The following is a 24,589-nucleotide window of genomic DNA, read 5'->3' on the forward strand; positions in this document are numbered from 1 at the left end:
ATAGGTCACATCGGCCCGTGACGGGCGAGTCACATCGGCCCGTGACGGGCGTCGCGATTAGACGAGGCCCCCCCGGGGCACCCTGCGGTCATCGGGGTCCAGAAGGTGGCCTGTCAGTGCCGACGTCCGCACCGCTTCCGGTGCCGACATCTGCAATCGCATCTTCTGGAGGACAGATCCGCCCGTGATTTCCGTTGCGTCGATTCCCGCAGCTCACCCGTACGTTCGGCGCATCACGCCGACCGACGGCAGCATCCGCGTGCTCGCCGATCCGCGTCCTCTCGAGGCGACGAGCCCCGGCCAGTGGTGGCCGCCGCGGTTGCTGGAGCCGGAGTACCTGGCCGCGAACCTCACCGACGTCGACGTCGTCCATCTCCACTTCGGCTTCGATGCCGCGACGCCCGAGCGCCTCACCGCCGTCGTCGACGTGCTGCACGACGCCCGCGTCCCCCTGGTGCTCACGGTGCACGATCTGCACAATCCGCACTTCGCCGACACCACGATGCACCGCGCCCACCTCGACGTCCTGATCCCGGCCGCAGACGCCGTTCTCACCCTCACCGACGGCGCCGCTCACGAGATCGAACGCCGATGGAACCGCGCCGCCACCGTGGTTCCGCATCCCCACGTGGTGCCCCTCGACCGCATCGCCGCCCGTGAGCGCAGCGACCGCGCCCCGGTGGTGGCCGTGCACGCGAAGAGCCTGCGCGCCAACCTCGATCCCCTCGCCGTGCTGCCCACCGTCGTCGCGACCGCCGCGCGCCTCGGCGCGGTGGTACGGATCGACGTCGACGACGACATCTTCGATCACACCAGCCACTGGTACGCGCCGGAGACCGGCGAGCAATTGCTGTCGTTCCGCGATCTCCCCGACGTCGACGTGCGCGTGCACGGCCGCTTCACCGACGAGGAGCTGTGGCAGTACCTGTCCGAGATCGACGTGTCGGTGCTGCCGTACCGCTTCGGCACGCACTCCGGGTGGATGGAGGCGTGTCGCGATCTGGGTGTCGCCCCGGTGGTCCCCGACATCGGTTACTTCGCGCGTCAATTCGACTGCGACAGCTTCGTCTTCGGCCCGAACCTGTTCGACGCGGCGTCGTTGGACCGGGCGGTCGAGAATGCCGTGGGCCGCACCGCCGTCGACGGCGCCACCTTCGCCGATTTCCGAGCGCATCAGCGCGACACCGTCGCCACCGATCACGCCCGGCTCTACGCAGGCCTCGCCGCGGTGACCGCGTGAGGGCGTCCGGGCGGTCGCTCCGCATCGCGTTGCTCGGCTCGTCCCGTTTCCCCATCGCGCAGCCGTTCCCCGGCGGCCTCGAGGCCCACGTGTGGCAACTCGCGCGCAGCCTCACCGAACGTGGCCACCACGTCACCCTGTTCGGCGCGGAGGGCACGTCCACCGACGTCGCCGAGGACGTCATCCCGGTCCGCACGTTCGAGCTCAGCCCCGACGCCCGGCTCGAGCACATGGGACCGTCGTGGGTGGCGCACGAGCACCACGCCTACCTGTCCGTGATGCTGGAACTGGCCGGCCCGCTGGCGACGTCGTTCGACGTCATCCACAACCACAGCCTGCACTATCTGCCCATCGCGATGTCGCGAATGGTGCCGGTCCCCATGCTCACCACGCTGCACACCCCGCCGCTCGCGTGGCTGGAATCCGCCGCGTCCGTGCCGCTCAATCCCACCACCGCGTACGCGGCGGTCAGCGAGTACACGGCGCGACAGTGGCGGCCGGTCACCGGCACGATCCCCGTCGTGCCCAACGGCATTCCCCTGGATCGGTTCCCCGCCGGGCCGGGCGGGGACTACGCCGTCTGGACCGGACGGCTCGTTCCCGAGAAGGGCGTCGACCTCGCCATCGAGGCCGCGCGGCGCGCCGGCTACCACCTGCGCATCGCCGGCCCGGCGTCGGACGCCGAGTTCTTCCGCACGGCCGTCGAGCCGTACCTGGGCGACGGCGTCACCTACGAGGGCCACCTCATGCAGCGCGACGTCGCGCGTCTGGTGGGCGGCGCCGCCGTCGCCGTCGTGACGCCGCGCTGGGACGAGCCCTACGGTCTGGTCGTGGCCGAAGCGCTCGCGTGCGGCACTCCGGTGGCGGCGTTCGCGCGCGGCGGGATCCCCGAGATCCTGGACCTCACGTGCGGTCGCATGGTGCCCGCCGACGACATCGACGCGTTGGCCGGCGCGATCGGAGACGCCGCGCGACTGCCGAGAGGGGCCGCCCGTCGCCGCGCCGAGGTCGCCTGCTCCGACGACCGGATGGTCGACAGCTACCTCGAGCTGTACGACCGGGTCGTCGGCGCGCCCGCCCTCCCCCGACTGGACACGGTGGGCGTCCCGGCGTGATCGGGTACTACATCCATCACCAGGGCGTCGGCCATCTCACCCGAGCCTCGTCCATCGGCCCGCTGCTCGGTGAGGCCGTCACGGTCCTGTCGTCGCGGCCGGAACCGGCGACCCACCCGTTCGACGGCTGGGTGTCGCTGCCGATGGACACCGGCCCCGATCCGGTCGATCCCACGGCGCAGGGAACACTGCACTGGGCGCCGATCGGGGTGCCGGGGATGACGGATCGGATGGCCGCGGTGGCGCGGTGGGTGGCCGAGAACCGGCCCACCGTGATGGTGGTCGACGTGTCGGTCGAGATCGCACTCTTCGTGCGGCTCATGGGGATTCCGGTCGTGGTGTTCGCGATGCCCGGCGAGCGCACCGACGCTCCCCACACCGCGGCGTACCGGGTGGCGTCGCGCATCGTCGCCCCGTGGTCGCGGGACGTCTACGACCCGCCCTGGCTGCACCCGTTCGCGGACAAGACCGTCCACACCGGATCCATCAGTCGATTCGCCGGACGCGCCGATCGGACTGCGGCGGTGCCGAATTCGGTTCTGGTGCTCGGCGGCGCCGGCGGTTCCGCCCTCACCCCCGAAGCGCTCGATCTGGCCCGAGCACACACGCCGGACCACACCTGGTTCGGCGCCGGCGTGCCGGGCAGCGACTGGGTCGACGACGTGTGGCCGCTGCTCACCTCCGCCTCGGTGGTGATCACGCACGCCGGTCAGAACGCCGTCGCCGACGTCGCGGCCGCCCGCACGCCCGCCGTGGTGGTGCCGCAGGACCGCCCGTTCGACGAACAGGCCGCCACCGCGCGCGCCCTGGACCGGGCGGGCGTCGCCGTCGGGCTCGGGTCCTGGCCCGATCCGGCGCGGTGGGAATCCATTCTCGTTCGTGCACAGGGACTCTCGTCCGACGGGTGGGAGGCGGCAGGAATCGACGGGGCCGCCGCCCGCGCCGCCGACGCCATCACGAGCGTCACGTGAGCGCGTCCGTCGCCGTGATCACCATCGCGGCCGGGCGCCGGGATCACCTCGCGGCGAGTCGCGATTCCCTCGCCCACGGCACGGTGGTCCCCGACCATCACGTCGTGGTGTCCATGGGCGACCCCGACATTCCCGACGCCACCGTCTCGGTCCCCCGCGAGGGGACGTCGCTTCCGCTGGCGCGGGCCCGCAATGCCGGAGCCGCCGCGGCGATCGACGCCGGAGCGGACGTCCTGGTGTTCCTCGACGTGGACTGCATCGCCGGTCCGACGTTGATCGAGCGCTATCGCGATCACATGACGGACGGTGTCCTGCTGTGCGGTCCGGTGACGTATCTGCCGCGCGCGGAGGGCGGGTATCCGCTCGCCGAGATCGATCGCTGGACCTCCCCGCACGCCGCCCGACCCGATCCGCCGGACGGGCAGGTCGAGGCGGGTGCGAACTACGACCTGTTCTGGTCGTTGTCCTTCGCCGTCACGCCGCACACCTGGCGGCGCATCGGCGGGTTCTGCGAGGAGTATCGCGGGTACGGAGGCGAGGACACCGACTTCGCCGCGGTGGCGCGTCGGGCGGGGGTGGGTTTGGACTGGCTCGGCGGCGCCCACGCGTACCACCAGTGGCATCCCGTGTCGTCCCCGCCGATCGAGCACCTCGACGACATCCTCACCAACTGCGCCGTCTTCCATCGACGCTGGGGGCGGTGGCCGATGACGGGGTGGCTGTCGGCGTTCGAGGCGTCGGGGGCGATCGCGTGGCGCGACGGCGTCCCGGTACGCAGCGACTGAATCTCCCGGCGACTAGGCTTCTCGGCCATGGTGCGTACCTTGATCCTGATGCGTCACGGCAAATCGTCCTACCCGGACGGGGTCGACGATCACGAGCGTCCGCTGGACGACCGGGGGCGCACCCAGGCCGCGCTCGCCGGGGACTGGATGCGCGAGACCCTCCCGGACGTCGACGCGGTGATCTGCTCGACCGCCACCCGCACCCGGCAGACCCTCGAGCGAACGGCGATCGAGGCACCGACCCGCTTCGCCGACACCGTCTACGGCGGCTCCCCGGACGACATCCTCGCCGAGATCGCCGCGATCGACGACGACGTGACCACCTTGCTCGTCGTCGGTCATGCACCCGGAATTCCCTTCACGGCACTGGAACTCGCCGACAACCCCGACAGCGACGAGGCCGCCTGGGTGAGCGCGGGGTTCTCCACCTCCGCGATGGCCGTCCTCTCGGTCGACGGGAGCTGGGCCGACCTCGGTCGCGGCGGTGCTCGTCTGGTGCACGCTCTGCGTCGGGACTGACTCCGGCGGTTGTGCCCGGTTCCCGTTCTGTATCCGGTTCCAAGGGCGGGCGCGACCCCTCGTGGCACCGCCCCGACCCCGCGCCGATCGATGCCGGATGTCGGAATCGCCCGTTACGCTCCGCCGAGGTCGGCCAGTGGGTTCGACCTGCGATGACAGCTGGGGGGCGATCATGGCGGTGACCGACACGCGTGCCGAGGCGAGGACGCGGTGGCGCACGATCGGGACTCTGCGGCCGGGGAACACCACCCTGCCGTACGGGTGGGGGCCGGCGATCGTGCTCGTGCTGGTCGCGCTGGTGGACCGGATGGAGTTCAGCCTCGTCGCCGCCGTGCTGCCGCAGTTGCAGGCCGAGTTCGGCTTCGGTGACGCCGTGGCCGGATCCATTCCCACCGCCGCGGCCATCGCGTCGGGGCTGCTCGCGCTGCCGGCCGCGTACGTCGCGGATCGCCACGACCGCGGTCGCATCATCACCGTCGTGGTGTTCCTGTGGGCGGTCGCCACCGTGGGCTCGGCGATCGCTCCGACGTTTCTGATCTTCTACCTCACCCGCGTCGGACTCGCGGCCGCGGAGGCGATCGACAACCCGGCGAGCGCGAGCCTCCTGGCCGACTACCACCCCCCGGCCACGAGACCCGTCGCCTTCGGATGGTGGCGCACCTCCGCGTACCTGGGCGGCGTGGGCATCGTGGTCGGCGGAATTCTGGCGGAGTGGCTCGGCTGGCGAGGCGCGTTCCTGGTCATGGCGATACCCGGACTGCTCGTGGCGATCCTGGTCTCCCGGCTCCGAGAGCCCGAACGAGGGCTCACCGACCGGCTCGCCGCGGGTGCGGACGAAGAGTCGCTCGATGCACCGTCGTCGACGATGCCGTGGCGGATGCAGCTGCGCCGGGTCGCACCCATCCGCACCCTGTGGTTCACGGGATCGGCCCTGGCCGTGATGAGCCTGGCCGTCGGCGGACTGACGTTCTGGGTGCCGAGCCTGCTGCAGCGCCGCTTCGGGCTGTCCGAGGCCGGTGCCGCCACGGCCGGCGGCGGTCTGACGTTGCTGGGCATCGTGGCCGGCACCCTGGCCGGCACGATGCTGACCCGGACCGCCCGCGTCGGCGGACAGTCGCAGTGGCGGGTGCTGGTGGGCGGCACCGGCATCCTGCTCGGCGCCGTCGCCATGTGCGGAGCGCTGTGGTCGCAGACCTGGCTGCCGTTCACGGTGCTGCTGACGGTGTTCGCGTTCTTCGCGGCGTGGGCGCTGCCGACCCTGACATCCTGCGTCGCCGACGTCCTGCCCGCTCGGGACCGCGGAATGGGTTACGGGTTGCTGCAGATCGCCGCGACCATCGGGGGCGCGGTGGGACCGCTGGTGGTCGGCGCGGTGTCGGACGCCGCCGACTCGCTCACCGTCGGCATGATGCCGCTGCTGCCGCTCCTCGCGGTCGGCGGCGTGCTGGCGCTCGCCGCATATCCGTACGTGACCCCGGATGCGCAGCGAGTGCTCGACGAGGCGCTGGGCGAGGCGCGCTGACTTCGGTGCAGAAATGTTCGCTCAGCGACGCATTCTGCACCGAATTCTCTCAGTTCAGCAGCCGAACGAGCCGCTCGTCCGACTCCCGGAGCGCAGCGCGATCGAACGTCGACGCCGAGGACACGATCTCGTCGGCGCCGGTGCGCTCGATCAGCACCTCGAGCTCGCGCGCAACGGTGGTCTCGCTGCCGTGGATGCTGCCGGACGACGATCGTTCCAGCGTGTCCCGGAACTTCGGCGTCACGTCGTTCGGGACTTCGGTGACGTCTCGCAGGGCCGGGAACTCCCCCGTCCGGCGGCTCTCGGCCATCGCCCACGCCTCGGACAGGGCCAGGCGGGCTGCGTCGTCATCGGTGTCGGCGATCAGGATGTCGGTCGACACCAGCACTCTCGGCTCCGCCGCTCGCTCGGACGGTACGAACGCGCGGCGGTAGTCCTCGAGTGCCTCGACCGGGCCGTCACCGGCCAGCGCGGGTCCGCCGATCACCACGGGCAGCCCGAGCGTCGCCGCGACCCGCACGCCCCGGCCCGTGGCGAGCACGAACAGCGGGATGCGGTTCTTCGCGGCCGGACGCGCGGTGATCGGCGCCGTACCGTCCAGGAGTGCACGGAGCTCGTCGAGATCGTCGGGCAGCCGGTCGGCGGTGTCCGCCCGGAGGAACGAGCGCACCGCCGGGGTGAAGCCCAGCGACCGTCCCACCCCGAGGTCGATGCGACCGGGATACATCGCGTCGAGCATCAGGAACTGCTCGGCCACCACCAGCGGAGTGTGATTGGGAAGCATCACCCCGGCGGACCCCAACCGGATCCGCGACGTCCTCGCTCCGATCGCCGCGAGCAGCACCGCGGGCGCGCCGCTCGCGATGCCGGGGACCGCGTGGTGCTCCGCCACCCAGAACCGGTGATATCCGGCTCGCTCCGCCCACGCGGCCCGCTCCACCGTGGCCGCGAGTGCCGAGCCGTCCGAGGCACCCGTTCGGGTACGGGAGCGATCGAGCAGTGACACCAGCATGCTCGGTACAACCGCGACCGTCGACGGACTGTTCCACGCGGCCGGGACGACGACCGGCTGGGAAAAGTAACAGAATCACGGGAGACGTTCGCTGTTGTAACGACTTCCGCGCAAGAATCGACATTCCGAGAACAGACGGATGGAGTTCAGGAACGTGGATCGCAGGCAACTGCTGAAGCTGGCGGCAGCAGGACTGGTCGGCACGGCCGCCCTACCCCTCCTCGAGCAGCGGGTCGCCCGGGCGTTGCCCATCGGCATTCCCGGCATCCGGGGCCTGGTCCCCGAGCTCTTCGTCGATCCACCGCGTCCCCCGGACCACTCTCCGGTGATCGTGGTCGGCTCAGGATTCGGAGCCAGTACGGCGGCGCTGCGCCTCGCGCAGGCCGGCCAGGAGGTCACGATCCTCGAACGCGGTCTGCGGTGGCCCCGCGATCCCTGGCGTGACATCTTCACCGCCGACATTCGTGCCGACGGCCGAGGCCTGTGGCATCAACGCTCGTTCACCAACGTCACCGGCATGCCCGTCGGGCCGGTGGACTACTTCAACGGTGTCCTCGACACCACGCGGTTCGAGAATCTGTCCGTGTGGCGTGGCGCGGCCGTCGGCGGCGGGTCGATCGTCTACACCGGCGTCACCATCGCCCCGGACAAGCGATTCTTCGACCTCTCGTTCGGCGGCCGACTCGACTACGACGAGATGGCGTCCACCTGGTACCCCAAGGCGCGGTCGATGCTGCGCCCGTCGCCCATGCCCGACGACGTCTACGCCGGGGTGAACTTCGCTCATGCGCGCACCTGGGACGATCACGCGCGTCGGGCCGGGTTCGATCCGCAGCGCATCGACGGCAACTGGAACTGGAACGTCGTGCGCGACGAGGTGGCGGGTCGCTCGCGACCGTCCGCGACGGTGGGGGCGAGCACTCACGGCAACTCCAACGGCGCGAAGCACGATCTCACCCAGAACTACATTCCGATGGCCGAGGCCACCGGCCGCGCGCGGGTCTGCCACAGCCACGAGGTCGCGGCGATCGGCGTCGAGTCCGGCGGTCGGTATCGCGTCGAGGTGCGGCGACTCGACCCGGAGGGCACGGTGCTCGAGACTCGCACCCTGACGTGCGATCGGTTGGTCCTGGGCGCCGGGTCCATCGGCACCACGGAACTGCTCATGCGTGCCCGCGCGACCGGCGCCCTACCCGATCTGAACGAATTCGTCGGTCGCGGATGGGGAACCAACGGCGACGCGTTCATGTCTCGATCGCTCGGCCCCATGGCCGTGGCGCCGCAGGGCAGTCCGTGCGCGAGTCGCATCGTCGACGAGTCCGGCCTGCCGCTGAGCATGGAGAGTTGGTACACGCCCGGCTCACCCAACGACTTCGGCTTCCTCGGGTCTCTCGGCATGACGATCGACCCGATGCGGGCGACGTTCGGGTTCGACACCGCCGGTGACCGCCTGACCCTGAGTTGGCCGAAGGGTGGCAGCCGCGACACCATCGAATCGCTTCGGGCCGTACAGAACCGGATGGCGCAGGCCGGCCGCATGGTAGCCGGCGCCGAACCGCTCACCCGCGACGTCGACGACACCATGACCGCCCACCCGCTCGGCGGCGCCGTCATGGGCGACGTCACCGACTCCTACGGCCGGGTGAAGGGCTACCGCGGGCTGTACGTCGTGGACGGTGCGCTCATCCCCGGCAGCACGGGCGCGGCGAATCCGTCGCTCACCATCACCGCGCTCGCCGAACGCAACATCGCGACCGTCCTCGCCGACGGCCGCTAGAGACCTCTTCGGGTCCGTGTCCACTCCGGGACCGGAGAACGGGAAAGGCCCCGCACCGCCACACAATGGGGGTGTGGGGCCTTCCGTTCAGGTCAGTCGAATGTCCGGGCGCCCCGCGGGAACGGACACGGTGGTCGCCGTGCGTGCGGCCGCACCCGGCACCGAGACCTGATCGAGAACCCGTACCTCCGAACGCCATTCGCCCGGGGTCAGGGTCGCGCGCAGGTAGCCGCGCCGAGCGTTGCCGAACTTCACGTGCGGTGACGCCGCCGCGACGTCCGCCCCGGCCTGATCGACGTCGGCTCCGTCCTTGCCCGACGCGATCGACGTCGCCGCGATCTCGACGCCCACCACCGGCGCCGAGTCGTCCCGGTAGTCACGCCGGAGCTCGGAGACGATGGTGCGGTGGATGTCCCCCACGATCGACGCCAGGTTGATCCCTCGATCACGCGCGCCGTCGAGGATGCGATGCCGCGATGCCTCGTACCCACTCCACGGGTCCATTCCCACTCGGCGCTCACCCTCCGCCGTGCGGGCCAGATCGGAGATGACCGTCTGGTGCGCCAGGAACTTCCACCGTGCGGGCGAGTCGAACCCGTCGAGGATCCACCGCTCCTGTTCGGCGCCGGTGATGGTGCGCGACGGATCCGCGGTCTCGGCGTTCTGGACGTGCTCGCCGTCGCCGTTGGCCTGATCGCTGCGATACTGCCGAGTGTCCAGAACCGAGAAGTCCACCAGATCGCCGAAGGCGAAGCGGCGGTACGCCTTCAGATCGGGACCCGTCGGTCGCTGCGCCATCCGCACCGGCGTGTTCTCCCACCACGCCTTGAACGCGTCCGCGCGCCGCATCAGGAACAGACGCGGATCGTCGTCGTCCTGACTGACCTGCGCGGCCCAGTTGTTGTCCACCTCGTGATCGTCGAAGGTGGTGATCCACGGGGCTGCCGCGTGGGCGGACGCGAGGTTCGGATCCGACTTGTACAACGCGTATCGGTCGCGATAGTCGTTCAGCACCAGCGTCTCTCGGCCTCCCGACTCCGGGCGGGGCTGCGACGCCCGCGCGCCGGTGGTGGGAATCGCGTACTCGTAGATGTAGTCGCCGAGAAAGAACACCACGTCCGGGTCCGACGCCGCCAGGTCCGCGTAGGCCCCGAAGAAGCCGTCCTCCCACCGCTGGCACGATGCCCACGCGAAAGACAGTGCGGTGAGCGGGGATCCGGCCGCGGGTGCCGTCCGCGTACGGCCGACGTCGCTGACGTGCGGACCGACCATGAAGCGGTACGAGTACTCACGCGCCGGCGCGAGACCACGCACGTCCACGTGCACCGACCACCCGTCCGCCTCGGTCGCCAACTCCAGCCCCTGCGCGACCGGACGTCCGAAACTCGCATCGTCGGCGATCTCCCACCGGACGGGAACGACACCGGGCCGCATACCGCCGACCGGCGCCAGCGGGTCGACGGCGAGCCGAGTCCACAGCACCACCGAGTCGGGAAGAGGATCACCCGAGTCGACGCCCAGCCGAAACGGGTAGTCCGACGGAAGGTTCCCGGGCCGCTGAGCCGAGGCCGTCGCTCCGGTGAGTTCCGGGGTCATCGCGAGCGCCCCGACGAGAGCGCTCCAGGTGAGAAAGGAGCGCCGCGTGGTGCCCGCCCGCAACGAGCGATCCGCCCCGATGGTGAGGTTGTGCCGAGGGTCGTGACGCCGAGTAACCATTGGTCGATCCTGGCCCGCGAACACGAACTCCACGCGGCCGTGGGACGACGAGCATGGAACGATTCGGTACACCCACCGTTTACTTGCCGTCCCTACCGTTCGCCCATGCGCATCCGCCCGCTCCTGATCTGTGCCCTCGCGGCCGCCCTGGCGGCCGGATGCTCGTCCGACACCTCGGAGGCCGCCGTGCCCGAACCCACCGTCCGCGTCGCGACGTACAACGCGAGCCTCAACCGCCCCGCGGCGGGCGACCTGGTGCGCGATCTGGAGACCGGAGACGATCCGCAGATCCGTGCGGTCGCCGAGACCGTCCAGCGCACCGCGCCGGACGTTCTCCTGGTCAACGAGTTCGATCACGCCGACGGAGCCGCCGACCTGTTTCGCGAGAGCTACCTGGCCGTCGGCCAGAACGGTGCCGAGCCCGTCGAGTACCCGTACGCCTTCACCGCCCCGGTCAACACCGGGGAACCGTCGGGACTGGATCTGGACGGCGACGGGTCGACGACGGGGCCGAACGACGCATGGGGCTTCGGGCAGTTTCCCGGCCAGTACGGGATGCTCGTGCTCTCGCGGTTCCCGATCGACACCGAGGCCGTGCGCACGTTCCGGACCTTCCGTTGGGCGGACATGCCGAACAATCTGTTGCCGCGCGAGTACTACGGCTCGAACGCCGACGCGTTGCGGCTGTCGAGCAAGTCGCACTGGGACGTGCCGGTGGACGTCGACGGGCACACGGTGCACCTGCTGGTCTCGCATCCCACCCCGCCCTCGTTCGACGGACCCGAGGACCGCAACGGCCGGCGCAACCACGACGAGATCCGGCTGACCGCCGACTACATCGCGGGCGCCGACTACCTCGTCGACGACGCCGGCGTGAGCGGCGGACTTCCTGCCGGTGCATCGTTCGTGGTTCTCGGCGATCAGAACAGCGACCCGGTGAACGGCGATTCGTACCCCGGCGCCATCGCCCAGCTCCTCGACCGCCCCGACCTGCAGGATCCCGCCCCGACGTCGACCGGAGGCGGTACGAACACCGCCGACTTCGCCGATCCGGTTCCGGGGGACCTACGCGTCGACTATGCGCTCCCCAGCGCGGATCTGCCCGTGGTCGGCACCGGGGTGTTCTGGCCGGCGACCGGCGAGGACGGCGCGGACTTGCTGACTGCGAGTGACCACCGACTCGTGTGGGTCGACCTCGACGTCGGCTAGACCTGTACCTCGGCGGGTACTCGAGGGACATGACTTCCACCGATCCGACCGCCCGAAGCACACCGCGGGAGCGCATGAGTGCGCGTGACGTGGGAAAGAGTTGGCACGACCCGCAGGCGGGACGCCGAGCCACGGTGTACTGCGCGGTGGTCGTGGGGTTGGCGGCGATCGCGACGGCGGTGTTCCTCACCGTCGACCGAACGAACGTCGCGTTGGGCGCCGCCGTTCCCGCGGTGTTCCTCGCCGGCGGCATCGGGGCGTTGATCGTGGGCTACCGGGCGTACCGACGCGGCGGGACGTGGCCGATCTGGCAGGGGGCCGCGTGGTTGCTGTTCGCCCTGATGCTCGTGGCGCTGTCGATGCCGATGCTCACGTTGCGCCAGTAGCTCCGTTGCGCCAGTAGCCCGCTCCCCGCCCCCGCCCCGCTCCCCCGCGCACCGTCCAGTGACACGCGCACCGTGCACGGTGCGCGGAGCGCTGCAGGGTGCGCGTAGCCGGGCGCAGCGCCCCGCGGCCCCCGGACACACGAAGAGCCCCGCATCCGAGAAGGATGCGGGGCTCTCGTCGTGCGTACCGAACTACCGGTAGTCGCCCGAGAAACCGTAGTCGTCGAGCGGCACTGCGGCACCGGTGTTCTGGCCGAAGCCGTCCGGGCTGTAGTACTGATCGTCGTACGACGGCACCGCGTAGGCCGCGGCCCGTGCCTCTTCGGTCGGCGCCACCGTGATGTTCCGGTACCGGTTGATACCGGTTCCGGCAGGGATCAGCTTTCCGATGATCACGTTCTCCTTGAGACCGATGAGCTTGTCCGAGCGGCAATTGATCGCCGCGTCGGTCAGCACTCGGGTGGTCTCCTGGAACGACGCTGCCGACAACCACGAATCGGTGGCCAGCGACGCCTTGGTGATACCCATCAGCACCGGACGTCCGGCAGCGGGCTCGCCGCCTTCGGACACCACGCGACGGTTGCTCGACTCGAACTCGCTGCGCTCGGTCAACGAACCGGGCAGGAACTCCGTCGAACCCGAATCGATGATGGTCACGCGGCGCAGCATCTGCCGAACGATCGTCTCGATGTGCTTGTCGTGGATGGACACACCCTGACTCCGGTACACCTCCTGGACCTCGTTGACGAGGTGGATCTGCACCTGGCGCGGGCCCATGACTCGCAGGACCTCGTGCGGATCGGCAGCACCTTCCATGAGCTGCTGGCCGACCTCCACGTGGTCACCGTCCGACAGGAGCCGCTCGGAGCCGTCGTCGTGCTTGAAGACACGCAGACGCTGACGCTTCGAGAGCTTGTCGTAGACGACCTCTTCGCCGCCGTCGTCGGGGACGATGGTGATCTTGTAGAACCGATCGCCGTCCTCGAGCTGGATGCGACCCGAGACGTCCGCGATGGGCGCCTTGCCCTTGGGCACACGAGCTTCGAAGAGCTCCTGCACACGGGGCAGACCACCGGTGATGTCATCTCCCGCGACACCACCCTGGTGGAAGGTACGCATGGTCAGCTGCGTGCCGGGCTCACCGATCGACTGGGCCGCGACGATACCGACGGCCTCACCGATGTCGACGAGCTTGCCGGTGGCCATCGAACGGCCGTAGCAGGTGGCGCAGACGCCGGTACCCGTGGTGCAGGTGAGCACCGAACGAACCTTGACCGACGTGATGCCCGCTGCGAGCAGCGCGTCGATGGCCGGGTCGCCCAGGTCGTGTCCACGCTCGACGACGACGTTGCCGTCTGCGTCGACCGCGTCGGCGGCCAGGGTGCGGGCGTACGTGCTGGTCTCGACGTGTGCGTCACGAATCATCGTGCCGTCGGCCAGCCTCTCGGCGATCGTCGTGGTGATGCCGCGCTCGGTGCCACAGTCGGTTTCCCGAACGATGACGTCCTGCGAGACGTCGACCAGACGACGCGTCAGGTAGCCCGAGTCGGCGGTACGAAGCGCCGTGTCGGCCAGACCCTTACGAGCGCCGTGGGTGTTGATGAAGTACTCCAGGACCGTCAGGCCCTCCTTGAAGGAGGACTTGATGGGGCGCGGGATGAACTCGCCCTTCGGGTTGGTCACCAGACCCTTCATGCCGGCGAGCGACCGCACCTGAGTCATGTTTCCGGCGGCGCCGGACTTCACGATCATCGGGATGGGGTTGTCGTCCGGGAAGTGGGCCTCCATGGCCTTACCGACCTGCTCGGTGGCTTCCTGCCAGATCTTGACCAGTGCCGAGTTGCGCTCCGAGTGATCGAGAGCGCCACGCTGGTACTGCTTTTCGATCCGGTCGGCCTGACCCTCGAACTCCTCCATGATGCGGGCCTTCTCCGGCGGCACGAGGACGTCGGAGATGGAGATCGTGACACCCGAACGCGTGGCCCAGTAGAAGCCGGCGTCCTTGAGCTTGTCGACGGTCTGCGCCACGACGATCATCGGGTACCGCTCGGCGAGATCGTTGATGATCGTCGCCTGACGCTTCTTCGGCATCTGCTCGTTGACGAACGGGTAGTTCGCCGGAAGCAGCTCGTTGAAGAGCACACGGCCCAGGGTGGTCTCGGCGGTCCAGGCGTCGCCCGGGGTCCAGCCGTCGGGGAACAGCTCGGCCTCGACCTCGCGCGCCGGACGCTGCTGCGTCAGACGCACCTTGATCTTGGACTGCACGGTCAGACCGCCACGATCGACGGCCATCTGTGCCTCGGCCGGGCTGGAGTAGATACCCAGTTCGGCCGAGTCCGCGGTGGAGGACTCGAGCTCGCCCGCCGCACCCTCGTCGAGACGAGTGAGGTGGTAGAGACCCGTGACCATGTCCAGACGCGGCATGGCGAGGGGGCGACCCGACGCCGGCGACAGGATGTTGTTCGACGACAGCATGAGGATGCGGGCCTCGGCCTGCGCCTCGGCGGACAGCGGCAGGTGCACTGCCATCTGGTCACCGTCGAAGTCGGCGTTGAACGCCTCACAGACGAGCGGGTGCAGCTGGATGGCCTTGCCCTCCACCAGCTGCGGCTCGAAGGCCTGGATGCCCAAGCGGTGCAGGGTGGGTGCGCGGTTCAGCAGCACGGGGTGCTCGGCGATGACCTCTTCGAGGACGTCCCACACCTGTGCGCGCTGACGCTCGACCATGCGCTTCGCCGACTTGATGTTCTGCGCGTGGTTCAGATCGACCAGACGCTTCATCACGAACGGCTTGAACAGCTCGAGTGCCATGAGCTTCGGCAGACCGCACTGGTGCAGCTTGAGCTGCGGACCGACGACGATGACCGAACGGCCCGAGTAGTCGACGCGCTTGCCCAGCAGGTTCTGGCGGAAACGACCCTGCTTGCCCTTGAGCAGATCGGACAGCGACTTGAGCGGGCGGTTACCCGGTCCGGTGACCGGACGTCCACGACGACCGTTGTCGAACAGGGCGTCGACCGACTCCTGCAGCATCCGCTTCTCGTTGTTCACGATGATCTCGGGTGCACCGAGGTCGATCAGTCGCTTGAGGCGGTTGTTGCGGTTGATGACGCGGCGGTACAGGTCGTTGAGGTCGGACGTCGCGAAACGTCCACCGTCGAGCTGCACCATCGGACGAAGCTCCGGCGGGATCACCGGCACGGCGTCGAGCACCATGCCCATGGGCGAGTTGCCCGTGGACTGGAAGGCCGCGACGACCTTGAGACGCTTCAGCGCACGGAGCTTCTTCTGCCCCTTGCCGCTGCGGATCGTCTCGCGCAGGTTCTCGGCCTCGGCCTCGATGTCGAAGGTCTCCATGAGCTTCTGGATGGACTCCGCGCCCATCGCGCCCGTGAAGTACTCGCCGTAGCGGTCGATGAGCTCGCGGTAGATGAGCTCGTCCACGATCAGCTGCTTCTTGGCCAGCTTGGTGAACGTCGTCCAGATCTCCTCGAGACGATCGAGCTCGCGCTGCGCGCGGTCACGGAGCTGACGCATCTCGCGCTCGCCGCCGTCCTTGACCTTGCGACGGACGTCGGACTTGGCGCCCTCCGCCTCGAGCTCGGCGATGTCGGCTTCGAGCTTCTGCGCACGGGCCTCGAGGTCGGCGTCGCGCTGATCGGCGACGGCTTTCTTCTCGACCTCCATCTCGGCTTCGAGGGTGGAGAGCTCGTTGTGACGCAGTTCCTCGTCGACCGAGGTGATGACGTAGGCGGCGAAGTAGATGATCTTCTCGAGATCCTTCGGCGCCAGGTCCAGCAGGTAGCCCAAGCGCGAGGGAACGCCCTTGAAGTACCAGATGTGCGTGACGGGCGCGGCCAGCTCGATGTGACCCATGCGCTCACGACGCACCTTGGCGCGGGTGACCTCGACGCCGCAACGCTCGCAGATGATGCCCTTGAAGCGCACGCGCTTGTACTTGCCGCAGTAGCACTCCCAGTCGCGAGTCGGTCCGAAGATCTTCTCGCAGAAGAGTCCGTCCTTCTCGGGCTTGAGCGTGCGGTAGTTGATGGTCTCCGGCTTCTTGACCTCGCCGTAGGACCAATTACGGATGTCGTCCGCGGTCGCGAGACCGATGCGGAGTTCATCGAAGAAGTTGACGTCCAGCACGTCGTACTTCCTTTCCCCCGAAACGGGGTTAGTTATCTGCTGCTAGGTGGCCGGGGTCCGGCCGACGCGCGATCCCTGTCCGGGGGATCGACGCCGGCCGGTCACCGACTACTGCGCGAGATCGTCGACGGTCGCGGACTCGTTCCGGGACAGGTTGATTCCCAGGTTGGCCGCGGCGCGCTCGAGATCCTCGTCGTCGCCGTCCGCCATGGTGATGGCGGCACCGTCCGAGGACAGCACCTCCACGTTCAGGCAGAGCGACTGCAATTCCTTGAGAAGCACCTTGAAGGACTCCGGAATGCCGGGCTCCGGGATGTTCTCGCCCTTGACGATGGCCTCGTAGACCTTCACGCGGCCGACCACGTCGTCCGACTTGATGGTCAGGAGCTCCTGCAGCGTGTACGCCGCACCGTAGGCCTGCATGGCCCAGCACTCCATCTCACCGAAGCGCTGTCCACCGAACTGCGCCTTACCACCGAGGGGCTGCTGCGTGATCATCGAGTACGGCCCGGTCGAGCGAGCGTGGATCTTGTCGTCGACCAGGTGGTGCAGCTTGATGATGTACATGTAACCCACGGAGACCGGGTACGGGAACGGCTCACCGGAACGGCCGTCGAACAGGGTGGCCTTTCCGTCCGCGCCGACCATGCGCTCGCCGTCACGGTTGGGGATGGTGCTCGCCAGCAGACCGGTGAGCTCGTCCTCCTTCGCGCCGTCGAACACGGGAGTGGCGATGTTGGTGTCCGCATCCGCGGCCAGCATCTCCTCCGGCAGGGTCGCGGCCCAGTCGGGTCGAACGCCGTCCGCCGCCACCTGAATGTTCCATCCGGTCTTGCCGATCCAGCCGAGGTGAGTCTCGAGGATCTGCCCGATGTTCATACGACGCGGGACGCCGTGCGTGTTCAGGATGATGTCGACCGGGGTGCCGTCGGGCAGGAACGGCATGTCCTCCTGCGGAAGGATCTTGCCGATGACGCCCTTGTTGCCGTGGCGGCCGGCGAGCTTGTCGCCGTCCTGGATCTTGCGCTTCTGTGCCACGTAGACGCGGACGAGCTCGTTGACGCCGGGAGGCAGATCGTCGTCGTCCTCGCGCGAGAACACGCGAATGCCGATGACCTTTCCGTTCTCGCCGTGCGGAACCTTGAGCGACGTGTCGCGAACCTCGCGAGCCTTCTCACCGAAGATGGCGCGAAGCAGACGCTCTTCCGGGGTCAGCTCGGTCTCGCCCTTCGGCGTGACCTTTCCGACCAGGACGTCGCCGTCCCGGACCTCGGCACCGATGCGGATGATGCCGCGCTCGTCGAGGTCCGCGAGGACCTCGTCGGACACGTTCGGGATGTCACGGGTGATCTCCTCGGCACCGAGCTTGGTGTCGCGGGCATCGATCTCGTGCTCCTCGATGTGGATCGAGGTGAGAACGTCCTCTTCCACGAGGCGCTGCGACAGGATGATCGCGTCCTCGTAGTTGTGGCCCTCCCACGGCATGATCGCGACGAGCAAGTTCTTGCCCAGCGCCATCTCGCCGTCCTCGGTGCAGGGACCGTCGGCCAGAACCTGGCCGGACTCGACGCGCTGACCCTCGTCCACGATCGGACGCTGGTTGGCGCAGGTGCCCTGGTTGGAGCGAGCGAACTTGCGCATCCGGTAGGTGTTGCGGCTGCCGTCGTCCGCCATGACGGTGACGTAGTCCGCGGACACCTCTTCGATGACGCCGGTCTTCTCGTTGACGATGACGTCGCCCGCGTCGACCGCAGCACGCAGTTCCATGCCGGTACCGACGAGGGGGGCCTCGCTACGGACCAGCGGCACGGCCTGACGCTGCATGTTCGCGCCCATGAGCGCGCGGTTGGCGTCGTCGTGCTCGAGGAACGGAATCATCGCCGTCGCGACGGAGACCATCTGGCGCGGGGAGACGTCCATGTAGTCGACGTCCATCGACGACACGAACTCGACCTCGCCGCCCTTACGACGAACGAGAATCTTCTCGTCGACGAATCGGCCGGAGGTGTCGATGGTGGAGTTGGCCTGCGCCACGACGTGGCGATCCTCCTCGTCGGCGGTCAGGTAATCGACGTCGTCGGTCACCGTTCCGTCCACGACCTTGCGGTACGGAGTCTCGATGAACCCGAACGGGTTCACCCGTGCGTACACCGAGAGCGACCCGATCAGGCCGATGTTCGGGCCTTCCGGGGTCTCGATGGGGCACATGCGGCCGTAGTGCGAGGGGTGCACGTCGCGGACCTCGAGGCCGGCGCGCTCACGCGACAGACCACCGGGACCGAGGGCCGACAGGCGCCTCTTGTGGGTCAGACCCGACAGCGGGTTGTTCTGGTCCATGAACTGCGACAGCTGGGAGGTTCCGAAGAACTCCTTGATCGCCGCGACCACGGGACGGATGTTGATCAGGGTCTGCGGCGTGATGGCCTCGACGTCCTGAGTCGTCATGCGCTCGCGGACCACGCGCTCCATGCGGGACAGGCCCACGCGGATCTGGTTCTGGATCAGCTCGCCCACCGTGCGGAGACGACGATTGCCGAAGTGGTCGATGTCGTCGACCTCCACGGGAACCTCGACGCCGTCGGGTGCCGTCATCGAACGCTCACCCGCGTGCAGGCGAACCAGGTACTCGATGGTGGCGACGATGTCCTCTTCGGTCAGCGTCGACGCCTCGATGGGCAGACCCGAGTTCAGGCCCAGCTTCTTGTTGATCTTGTAGCGACCCACGCGAGCGAGGTCGTAGCGCTTCTCCTTGAAGAACAGGTTCTCCAGCAGGGTCTGCGCGCTCTCCTTGGTGGGCGGCTCGCCCGGACGGAGCTTGCGGTAGATGTCGAGCAGTGCCTCGTCCGTGCCGGCGGTGTTGTCCTTCTCCAGCGTGGCCATGAGGATCTCCGAGAAGCCGAAGCGCTCGGTGATCTGCTCGGTGGTCCACCCCAGCGCCTTGAGCAACACGGTGACCGGCTGACGACGCTTGCGGTCGATGCGGACACCGACGGTGTCGCGCTTGTCCACGTCGAACTCGAGCCACGCACCGCGGCCGGGGATGACCTTGACGCTGTGCAGATCCTTCTCGGTGGTCTTGTCGACGGCGTGGTCGAAGTAGACACCCGGCGAACGAACCAACTGCGAGACGACGACGCGCTCGGTGCCGTTGATGATGAAGGTGCCCTTGTCGGTCATCATGGGGAAATCGCCCATGAAGACCGTCTGGCTCTTGATCTCACCGGTGTTGTTGTTGATGAACTCGGCCGTGACGAACAGCGGGGCCGCGTACGTCATGTCCTTGTCCTTGCACTCGTCGATCGAGGCCTTGACCTCGTCGAAGCGTGGGTCGGAGAAGGAGAGGGACATCGAGCCCGAGAAGTCCTCGATGGGCGAGAGCTCCGTCAGGATGTCCTCGAGGCCGCCGCTGCGTGAGCCGTCGCCGCGAGCCTCGGCCCGGGCGCGCCACGCAGGCGTACCGACGAGCCACTCGAACGAATCGGTTTGAAGATCGAGCAACCCCGGTACTTCGAGGGGTTCGCGAATCTTCGCGAACGACACCCTCTTCGGGGCTCCGGGAGTTCCGGCGTTTTCCTTGGACTGGGTGGAGACTGCCAAGATGCGTCCTTCCAGCACCTCACGCGGGTCGCATCGACTTGCTCTGCGCGACCACCGCTAAATCTGCTTTTGTGTGTGAACTTCGCTGGTCACAACCCGTACGAAGTCCTCGCTCAGCAGGTATCGACACACGTGTCGAAGCGGCAAAGTCTGGAAGTGGACAGGAGGCACCCAGCGCAACGTCCAAAAGTACCCCAAGAAGGGAGAACTGGCAACAACACCCGAACCAGCGGCAACCCGGGGGCGTCACGGGCGACTGCTCGAGCGGTGGAAGACATCACCAGAAGTGGTCTCGACCGTCCGGGCGCCCGGTGCCTCCATTTGCTCCGGCGACGGTGCGGTCGATGCAGTTCTCGTGAATCCGGTAATCAGAGTGGACCGAAGAAGGCCCCACGTCAAGACCGTCGGCGGCGTTTCCTCGAAGGAAATCCGCCGACGGGCTACCGGTTGTCGATTTCGGACACTTTCCAGACGCCGTCCACGCGCTGCATCACCACCGCGACCGGAGTCTGCACGGTCCCCTGGTCGATGGAGTCCTGCGTGGCCGAGATGTCCATGCTGGCCACCAACTCCGCACGGTCGCCGTCGAGAACGGATGCACCGATGTCGGTGACCGTCGCCGTGGTGACCGTCGAGGTCTGCAACACGCCCTGCTTGGTCTGCTCCGCCGTGGAGTCGTACTCCTCCAACCGGTCGTCCGTCAGAACCGCACGGGCGGCGGCCTGGTCCTCGTCGATGGTGTCGAACTGATAGCTGAACACGGTCTGCAGGGCGTCCCTGGTCGCCGAGGTCACCTCGGCGGTGGCCTCGGTGTCCACCCAGGCCTCGTTGCTGACCTCGTTGGCACCGGGCTGAATCACGGCCACGAGCGCGATCACCGCGAAGACGACCGCGAGGGCGCCCAGCACCACCGTGGCCGTGGAGACGCTCGCGGCACGGGCGGCGGACTCGCCGGCGGGACGCTCGGTGGTGTCGGGCTCGGTGGCGCCGGGCTCGGTGGCGGGCTCGGTCGCGGGAGCCTCGGTGGCGGCACGATCCGGCTTCGACAGATCGACGGCCGGCGCGTCCGGCGCGTCGGTGGCCGTCGTGTCGGATGCCGTCGTGTCGGATGCCGTCGTGCCGGGGTCTGCATCCTTGGGCGGGACCGCGGCACGGCCGGCGACCTTGGGACGACGCGTACCGGCGACGGGGGGTCTACGACGAGCGGGAGGCACAGAAGTTCTCCTAGCGGGAGGGGGCGGACCGATCGAACTCTGTCGACGTGTCGCGCGAAGGATGGACCGACCTGGTCGAACCGCGCGGCTCAGCCGCCGCCGTTCGGGGCGGGCTCGGCGGGCGCTTCGGGATCCACCGGAGCGTTGGGATCGACCGGAGCGTCGGGGTCGACCGGAGCGGCCGGATCACCGGGGGCCGCGGGAGCGGCGGGATCACCGGGGGCCACGGCCGGATCCAACGGGATCCGCTGTCCGATGGGCTGGATACGGGTCGCACGCCAGACCCCGTCGACATCGGCGAGCTCGAGTCGCAGCGTGCTCTGGAACCGCTCACGACCCTCGGGGGTTTGCGTGTCCGTCTGCAGGACGATCAGCGACGCGGCGGTGGACGCGCCGGGGTCGAAACCGACCAGCGCGGCGCGCTCGACGGTGGCGGTGGTGACCACACCGGACTCCGAGAACTGTTCGCGGAACTGATCTCTCGTGTCCGCGAGACCGTTGGTGAGTTCTTCCCCGGTGATGGACGACTCGATGTCCGCGAAGGTCTGATCGAGGTTGTTCGAGTCGACCGAGTTCAGATTCACCGCGGCCTGCCGAGCACCGGACAACGCCTCGTCCCGCTCGGCAGCGGTGGAGGACTGCTGCGCCGCCATGAACCACAGGGTGCCCGTGACCACGGCCGCCACGAGCGCGATCACGCACGCGACGGCGGCGACGACGAAGAGCGGCCGCGACGTTGCGGGAGTCTTCCCGGACGCGTCGTCGGATGTCTCGGACTCGGGTTCCGTCGTGTCTGTCGTCACAGCCGTCACCCTACCGGTGGGTAGGGACGAGCGGCCACCGCCTCGAACCGGGCGTCACCGCGGGGTGACCCCGAGGAGCGTCGCGAGCTGGGTGGCGATCGGATTGAGGTTCAGCGGCTCCGGCGCGACCTTCGGCTTGCCGTCCCACGGCTGCGGGATCGCGGGATCGGCGAACCGGATCTTGTTCGCCGAACGCACGCCGGTGAGCGACCCCTGGGGCGCGGTGCAGTTCGCGTCGAGATTGACCGGGAAGTCCTGCTGCGTCGGGTCGAAATCGGGATTGTTCGCGAGCTCGGCGTCGATGATCGCCTGCGTTCCCTCGTAGCCCACCGTGCACGGCGGCGGATTGTTGACCTCGAGCAGGATGCCCAGGTGAATGGTGCCGTCACCGGGGCTGACCGCGTTGGCGCCCTGGGCGAGCGCGGGGAGGAACTGGAGAAGCGGACGCAGAGCGAACGTCCGGGGGCTCAGCGATTCGCTGATCCCGGCGAGGCTCGTCAGGTTCGCCGTCAGTCCCGGTCCGGCCTGGTCGACGAGGGCTCCCGTCTCGTCCGAGAACGGCTGTCCGTTGTCGATGATGCGACGGAGGTCGGGATCGCTGGCGCGCAGCTGGGCCGTCACCAGGTCGAGGTCCGAGCTGAACTGCTGAATGGACGACGACTGCTCGGTCTGGGTGTCGAGCACGATGCGGCTGTCCCGGATGAGCGTCAGGGTCTGCGGCAGGTTGTCCACACCGTCGACGGAGAACGTGTCCAGCGAATCGATGAGACCGGCCAGTGCGTCGCCCGTGCCGTCGAAGCCGGCACCGAGCTCGGTCACGACCGTCGTCAGGTCCTCCTTGGGAACCGACTGCGCAAGGGTGTCGACGCTGGAGAGGAGGTTCTCGACGGGCGTCGGAATGGAGGTGTTCTCCTGCCGGATCACACTTCCGTCCTCGAGGTACGGCCCCTGATCCGTCAGCGGCTGGATATCCACGTACTGCTCACCGATGGCCGAACGGTTCGCGACGACCGCCTCGGCGTCGGTCGGGATGTCCGGGCCGCCGCTCTCGAGGAGCAGTTCGACCGCCACCCCGTCCTCGGTGAGATTCAGCGCACCGACGCGTCCCACCGGAATCCCCCGGTAGGTGACCTGAGCGTTGGTGAAGATGCCGCCCGAGTCCTCGAATTCACTGGTCACGGTGTACTGCCCGAACCCCAACAACTGATCGAGGCGAACGTACTTGGCGCCCACGTAGACGATGCCCAGCACGGCGATCACCACGAAGACGATCAGCTGAGTGCTGACCAGTTTGGATCTCACTGTCCTTCTCCGATCTGGGGCACGCCGGGAGGCGCGATGCCGAACTGCTCGAGCAGTCCGTCGAGCGGGTTCGCCGCGGGGGCGAGGGCAGCCACGCCCGGCGGGGGCGTCGGCGACGGGATGATCGGCGGCAACGGCAGCAGGGACACCGTGGGCCAGCCCGGTCGCGGACCGTTGCCGTTGAAGTACGGGTTCGCGGGATCGACCGGCACCGCCGGACCGTTCAGGGGCGGGCTGTAGACCGGGTCGCCCTTGCCCACACCGAACGTGGACAGCTGGTTGCCGATCTGCAGATCGAGGCTGATGAACAGGTTCACCGAGTTGCCCTGGGTGATCTTCTCGACCCCGTCCGGGAACGGGAACGTGGGTACGAACGCGAGGTCCGTCACCAACTCGTCGCCGTACGTCGCGAGTTCCTGCAACGTGGGCCGCAGTGCGCGAAGGTCTGCGATGAGATCGTCCTTCGACCGCTCGATGACGTCGGTACCCACCTGGCCGAGCCGGTCGAGCTGGCCCAGCAATTCCGTCAACTGCGGTCGTTGCTGCTCGAGCACCTCGGTCGCGATGGGGAGCTCGACGAGTACCCGGTCGATCTTCTCGGTCTGCTCGTTCAACGTTCCGGTGAGCACGTCGAGTCCGTCGATGGCGCGCGTGATGTCCGCCCGCTGATCGTCGAGCCCGCCGATGAGGGTGTTCGCTTCCTGCAGGAGACCCTTGACCCGGTCCTCGCGACCCTCGAACGCGGTGTTCAGCTCCTTCACGATGGGCGCGAGCTGCGCCACGCCACCGCCGTTGAGGAGCATGGACAGTGCGCCCAGGACCTGCTCGATGTCCGTCGCGGTCCGGGTGCGTTCGAGCGGGATCGTGTCTCCGGAGATGAGGCGTTCCGGCGCCGCGTCCTCCGCGGGCACCGACAGCTGGACGAACTTCTCACCGAGGAGGTTGGTCTGCTCCACCGATGCGAGCGCGTTGACGGGCAGGTCGACGCTCCCGTTCACCTCGATCTCCACCTCGGCGGTCCACGAGTCCTCCGGCACGGTGATCGCCGTGACGCGGCCCACGGGCACACCGTCCACCTTCACGGCGGACTGCGGCACCAGATCGAGCACGTCGTCGAACTGGACGGTCAGGCGCGTCGGATCCGATCCGAGATCGGCTCCGCCGGGAAGCGGAACGGCATAGATCCCGGTCGACCCGCACGAGGTGACCGTGAGAGCCACGACGCAGGCACCCGACGCGGCGAGCAGAGAACGGTTGCGGAACGACGCCATC

At 68.5% G+C, this 24,589-nt stretch carries 17 protein-coding genes; 9 read left to right on the forward strand and 8 right to left on the reverse strand.

The annotated features are described in order from the left end of the window. Nucleotides 1–184 precede the first annotated feature (184 nt). From ACY466_RS17450 to ACY466_RS17475, 6 genes are all read left to right on the forward strand, one after another. On the forward strand, nucleotides 185–1,240 hold the full coding sequence (locus tag ACY466_RS17450; RefSeq protein WP_463247006.1) for a glycosyltransferase family protein: 1,056 nt from the start codon (nucleotides 185–187) through the stop codon (nucleotides 1,238–1,240). Continuing rightward, entirely contained in the window at nucleotides 1,237–2,355 is a 1,119-nt protein-coding gene (locus tag ACY466_RS17455) for a glycosyltransferase (RefSeq protein ID WP_463247009.1), read from the forward strand. The genes ACY466_RS17450 and ACY466_RS17455 overlap by 4 nt, the downstream gene beginning before the upstream one ends. Then, nucleotides 2,352–3,326, forward strand: coding sequence for a glycosyltransferase (locus tag ACY466_RS17460; protein ID WP_463247011.1), 975 nt, complete (start codon nucleotides 2,352–2,354; stop codon nucleotides 3,324–3,326). Before ACY466_RS17455 ends, ACY466_RS17460 begins: the two co-directional genes overlap by 4 nt. Beyond that, the gene (locus ACY466_RS17465; RefSeq protein WP_463247014.1) at nucleotides 3,323–4,111 is read left to right on the forward strand and encodes a glycosyltransferase family 2 protein; all 789 of its coding nucleotides are present in this window, start codon (nucleotides 3,323–3,325) and stop codon (nucleotides 4,109–4,111) included. The genes ACY466_RS17460 and ACY466_RS17465 overlap by 4 nt, the downstream gene beginning before the upstream one ends. A gap of 27 nt (nucleotides 4,112–4,138) precedes the next feature. Then, entirely contained in the window at nucleotides 4,139–4,630 is a 492-nt protein-coding gene (locus ACY466_RS17470; RefSeq protein ID WP_463247016.1) for a SixA phosphatase family protein, read from the forward strand. 178 nt (nucleotides 4,631–4,808) lie between these two features. After that, complete coding sequence (locus ACY466_RS17475; RefSeq protein WP_463247018.1) at nucleotides 4,809–6,152, forward strand: MFS transporter; 1,344 nt, start codon at nucleotides 4,809–4,811, stop codon at nucleotides 6,150–6,152. Nucleotides 6,153–6,201: 49 nt separating this feature from the next. Here ACY466_RS17475 and ACY466_RS17480 read toward each other — a convergent pair whose 3' ends face one another. Beyond that, on the reverse strand, nucleotides 6,202–7,164 hold the full coding sequence (locus ACY466_RS17480; protein WP_463247021.1) for an MsnO8 family LLM class oxidoreductase: 963 nt from the start codon (nucleotides 7,162–7,164) through the stop codon (nucleotides 6,202–6,204). A 154-nt stretch (nucleotides 7,165–7,318) separates the two neighbouring features. Between ACY466_RS17480 and ACY466_RS17485 the strand changes: the two genes are divergently transcribed. Further along, the gene (locus tag ACY466_RS17485) at nucleotides 7,319–8,941 is read left to right on the forward strand and encodes a GMC oxidoreductase (RefSeq protein ID WP_463247024.1); all 1,623 of its coding nucleotides are present in this window, start codon (nucleotides 7,319–7,321) and stop codon (nucleotides 8,939–8,941) included. Nucleotides 8,942–9,028: 87 nt separating this feature from the next. On the opposite strand, the gene ACY466_RS17490 is transcribed toward ACY466_RS17485, so the two are convergent. Further along, entirely contained in the window at nucleotides 9,029–10,657 is a 1,629-nt protein-coding gene (locus ACY466_RS17490; protein WP_463247026.1) for an alkaline phosphatase D family protein, read from the reverse strand. Between the two features lie 105 nt (nucleotides 10,658–10,762). Between ACY466_RS17490 and ACY466_RS17495 the strand changes: the two genes are divergently transcribed. Further along, nucleotides 10,763–11,866, forward strand: a complete 1,104-nt coding sequence (locus ACY466_RS17495) for an endonuclease/exonuclease/phosphatase family protein (RefSeq protein ID WP_463247028.1) — start codon at nucleotides 10,763–10,765, stop codon at nucleotides 11,864–11,866. A 29-nt stretch (nucleotides 11,867–11,895) separates the two neighbouring features. Next, a complete protein-coding gene (locus ACY466_RS17500; RefSeq protein WP_463247031.1) occupies nucleotides 11,896–12,252 on the forward strand; it encodes a hypothetical protein in 357 nt (118 codons plus the stop codon). 192 nt (nucleotides 12,253–12,444) lie between these two features. On the opposite strand, the gene ACY466_RS17505 is transcribed toward ACY466_RS17500, so the two are convergent. The 6 genes from ACY466_RS17505 to ACY466_RS17530 all read right to left on the reverse strand — a co-directional run bounded on the left by ACY466_RS17505 (nucleotide 12,445) and on the right by ACY466_RS17530 (nucleotide 24,588). Then, nucleotides 12,445–16,401, reverse strand: a complete 3,957-nt coding sequence (locus ACY466_RS17505; protein WP_463247033.1) for a DNA-directed RNA polymerase subunit beta' — start codon at nucleotides 16,399–16,401, stop codon at nucleotides 12,445–12,447. A gap of 108 nt (nucleotides 16,402–16,509) precedes the next feature. Continuing rightward, entirely contained in the window at nucleotides 16,510–20,016 is a 3,507-nt protein-coding gene (rpoB, locus tag ACY466_RS17510; protein ID WP_463247036.1) for a DNA-directed RNA polymerase subunit beta, read from the reverse strand. A 422-nt stretch (nucleotides 20,017–20,438) separates the two neighbouring features. Then, nucleotides 20,439–21,212 carry a hypothetical protein gene (locus tag ACY466_RS17515; protein ID WP_463247039.1) on the reverse strand — a complete coding sequence of 258 codons (774 nt, stop codon included), beginning with the start codon at nucleotides 21,210–21,212 and terminating at the stop codon, nucleotides 20,439–20,441. A gap of 89 nt (nucleotides 21,213–21,301) precedes the next feature. Next, nucleotides 21,302–22,015 (reverse strand): hypothetical protein, encoded by a 714-nt coding sequence (locus tag ACY466_RS17520; protein WP_463247042.1) that lies wholly within the window; start codon nucleotides 22,013–22,015, stop codon nucleotides 21,302–21,304. A gap of 54 nt (nucleotides 22,016–22,069) precedes the next feature. Continuing rightward, nucleotides 22,070–23,317 carry an MCE family protein gene (locus tag ACY466_RS17525; RefSeq protein WP_463247046.1) on the reverse strand — a complete coding sequence of 416 codons (1,248 nt, stop codon included), beginning with the start codon at nucleotides 23,315–23,317 and terminating at the stop codon, nucleotides 22,070–22,072. Further along, nucleotides 23,314–24,588, reverse strand: a complete 1,275-nt coding sequence (locus ACY466_RS17530; RefSeq protein ID WP_463252338.1) for an MCE family protein — start codon at nucleotides 24,586–24,588, stop codon at nucleotides 23,314–23,316. The genes ACY466_RS17525 and ACY466_RS17530 overlap by 4 nt, the downstream gene beginning before the upstream one ends. Nucleotide 24,589: the final 1 nt, after the last annotated feature.

The sequence above is a fragment of the Rhodococcus sp. K11/5 genome (assembly GCF_055193735.1).

Excerpts from the sequence above, each read along its gene's own strand:
- ACY466_RS17470 (WP_463247016.1), top strand. The coding sequence starts at position 4,139 with ATGGTGCGTACCTTGATCCTGATGCGTCACGGCAAATCGTCCTACCCG.
- ACY466_RS17480 (WP_463247021.1), bottom strand. The coding sequence starts at position 7,164 with ATGCTGGTGTCACTGCTCGATCGCTCCCGTACCCGAACGGGTGCCTCG.
- ACY466_RS17490 (WP_463247026.1), bottom strand. The coding sequence starts at position 10,657 with ATGGTTACTCGGCGTCACGACCCTCGGCACAACCTCACCATCGGGGCG.
- ACY466_RS17495 (WP_463247028.1), top strand. The coding sequence starts at position 10,763 with ATGCGCATCCGCCCGCTCCTGATCTGTGCCCTCGCGGCCGCCCTGGCG.
- ACY466_RS17500 (WP_463247031.1), top strand. The coding sequence starts at position 11,896 with ATGACTTCCACCGATCCGACCGCCCGAAGCACACCGCGGGAGCGCATG.
- ACY466_RS17530 (WP_463252338.1), bottom strand. The coding sequence starts at position 24,588 with ATGGCGTCGTTCCGCAACCGTTCTCTGCTCGCCGCGTCGGGTGCCTGC.